The following is a 1,131-nucleotide window of genomic DNA, read 5'->3' as shown; positions in this document are numbered from 1 at the left end:
TGAGATCGAAATTCGAGACCCGTTGAACCTGATTCAGTTAGCACTGACGTAGGGAACTATGCACACTTTGCCTTTCGCCGCCTCTCTTTGGCGAGTGAAACGATCGAACAATCGATCTGCCCACAGCGGTCAAAGTCAGTTCCTATACGTCTTGTAGTAGGAGCGACCATGACGCAGCAATCACAGCCTTATTCACATCAGACGCCAGCCTTACCTACCCCTATCGTATTGACCATCGCAGGCTCCGACAGTGGCGGCGGCGCAGGTATTCAAGCAGACATCAAAGCGATGTCGGCAACAGGCAGTTTTGCATGCTCGGTCATTACCGCCATCACTTCGCAAAACACGCAAGGCGTTTCTGCCATTTTCCCTATCCCACTTGATCACGTTGAAAGCCAACTCGATGCGGTGTTTACCGATCTCAATATTGTGGCGGTAAAAGTCGGCATGCTGGCGGATTCGAACATCATCAAAGTGGTGGCAAGCAAGATCAGACAGTACCAGCCTAAACATCTTGTGATAGATCCCGTCATGGTCGCCACCAGCGGCGATTTGCTACTTGAGCAATCAGCAATCAGCACATTAAAAGAAGAACTAATTCCACTGGCAGACATCATCACTCCTAACCTGCCAGAGGGTGCCGCACTGACAGGTAAGCCTGTACCTCAATCTGAGGCAGAAATGAGTGACATGATTGACGACCTTCGTGCGCTTGGTGCCAAAGCCATTCTGCTCAAAGGCGGTCACCTTGAAGAAGATGAAAACAGCAACGATCTGCTGATCATGCAAAACAGTGCCGAGTTAATCAGCGCCAAGCGTTTCCCAACCCAAAACACCCACGGTACGGGCTGTACACTGTCTTCCGCTATTGCGTCTTACCTTGGTCAAGGCAACAACCTGCACAAAGCCGTGCATTTAGGAAAACAGTACATCAGCCAAGCCATCGCTCATGCGGATGAATTGGATGTCGGTAAAGGTCACGGCCCTGTGAACCACTTTTTTGCAGGTCACACGCATGTGCGCTAATGCACTCGGCATTCAGCTTAACGAGGCAAGTCTGCAATACAAAGACAGCCAAACACCAACATTAGCAGGGTTGAGTATGACCATCCCTGCCAGTCAATGGACTGT

Annotated in this window: 1 protein-coding gene, 1 pseudogene and 1 riboswitch; the gene and the pseudogene both read left to right on the top strand. The window is 50.3% G+C overall.

What is annotated here, in order from left to right; genetic code table 11:
* A riboswitch (TPP riboswitch) is annotated at positions 1–72 on the top strand. This riboswitch is flagged as partial in the annotation.
* 96 nt (positions 73–168) lie between these two features.
* On the top strand, positions 169–1,026 hold the full coding sequence (thiD, locus tag R7O12_RS26215; RefSeq protein WP_318126986.1) for a bifunctional hydroxymethylpyrimidine kinase/phosphomethylpyrimidine kinase: 858 nt from the start codon (positions 169–171) through the stop codon (positions 1,024–1,026).
* A pseudogene (locus R7O12_RS26210) lies at positions 1,016–1,131 on the top strand (ABC transporter ATP-binding protein); the annotation flags it as partial. The gene thiD and the pseudogene R7O12_RS26210, both read left to right, overlap by 11 nt.

Source organism: Vibrio sp. Vb1574 (assembly GCF_033338675.1).
Note: the sequence above shows the minus strand (reverse complement) of the source record. Positions and strands in the feature narration are given on the sequence as shown.